This is a genomic window from Gemmatimonadota bacterium (assembly GCA_026706345.1).
GTDB lineage: Bacteria > JAAXHH01 > JAAXHH01 > JAAXHH01 > JAAXHH01 > JAAXHH01.
Window position 1 is genome coordinate 1,200 of sequence record JAPOYX010000084.1, and the last position, 1,557, is coordinate 2,756.

Annotated in this window: 1 protein-coding gene; it reads left to right on the forward strand. The window is 60.9% G+C overall.

The features are described from left to right. Nucleotides 1-561 precede the first annotated feature (561 nt). Nucleotides 562-1,557: Fe-S protein (locus OXG98_06680; GenBank protein MCY3771688.1), on the forward strand; the 996-nt coding region annotated here is incomplete at its 3' end.

Below are 1,557 nucleotides of genomic sequence, written 5' to 3' on the forward strand. Positions count from 1 at the left end.
CGGTTCGTCACTCGCCGCCATTTCTCCGGAAGGCTCGCACGCCACGAGAAAGAACCCGGTAAGGCAAAGCAAAGCTGTACGCAAGCAAATCATGATTTCCTCCCTGCAGGTCTCCGCTGAGGTGGTTCCAAAACTGTAGTGTCCAGACCCGCTAGAATACACGAGTGCACGTTTCTACACAGTGACCTCGCCGGTGCGATCGCCCAACCATCGATCAAGGCAGCCGGAACGATGCACTGAAAGTAACCGATGTGCGGACTCGACGCGGAGAATTCTGTCCACATCCGCGCGACGAGCGTCCAATTGGTGCAACAAAAATGGAAGTTGGAGCGCTATTCTCGTACAGCGCTGAGAAAAAATCATATAACCAATTGATTCGTAATAGAAAAAGAAATTTGACGTTTTTTTGACCAATTTATCTCGAAGTCGCGCAGCGTCGCGCCATATGCGCCTCAATCAATGTATTTTCCACAGAGTTATCCACAGCATTTGTGGATTCTTTGGCCTGTGGTTGTTCGGGTATAGAATGCTCATGACCGCTTCCCGGCAAGGAATCCCCTCATGATATTTCACGCGCGATCCAAGAACCGGCCGTTTCACTACGGCCTGTTTCCCCTGGAAACGCTTCCCCGCGATGACGACATCATCGCCGTGGAGCGCGCGGCGCCCCCCAGATCCACTCCACCGAGCAATTCGAACGGCGGTGATCTCGCACGGGTCGTGGACCGCTACCGGTCCGTTTTCGCCCAGTTCGTGGACGACGAGGTGGCTCCCGGGCGGGCTCCCGTTCCCGACGATCTCGACCGCCGGGCGGCCGACATCAAGGGCAACGCCTATTTCATGGATGCCTCCCAGGTGGGCATCTGCAGGATTCCCGACAACGCCTGGCTGAACGGCGCCGGGAAGCGTTCCGACGCCTACGCCATCGTGCTGCTGGTCGAGGACGGCAAGATTCCCGACAAGGACAACCTGGCGCACGACTGGGTCGCCCCCTCGGTCCGTGCCGTCACCGACATGCGCGCCGCCGAGATCGCCGTGGTCATAGCCGGGCATATCCGTCACATGGGTTTCTCGGCGCGTCCCCACATACGGGGCCACGAGTTCCTCGATGCCCAGCGTCTCGCCGTGCTTGCAGGGCTCGGAGTGCGGGACGGGGACCGGATCCGCAATCCATACATCGACAACTTTTCCATCGCCGTCATCGCAACCGATTACGAGCTGGCCACCGATCGTCCCTTGCACGCCACGGCGCTGCGGGCCAGGGGGTTGCGCTACTGGTGGGGCATCAACGGCGCCCAGTCGGGCCGGGAGCGCCGCCGCCGCGCGGCGCGGCCGTCGCATTACAGCCGCTATCCCATGGAGACTGTGAAGCAGGTCGACCGGCCGACCACGCTGATCATCGACGATGAAGTGCCCCGCGTACCGAAGCGAGCCGCGTTCTTCGAGCGCGCCCTCCAGGGGGACCTGGGCCCGCGAGCCCAGACCGAACGCAGCCGGTTCTCGTTCAAGCACCCCACGTCCCAGAGCCTTCTCAAGACGATCCGGTCGCTGGTTCCC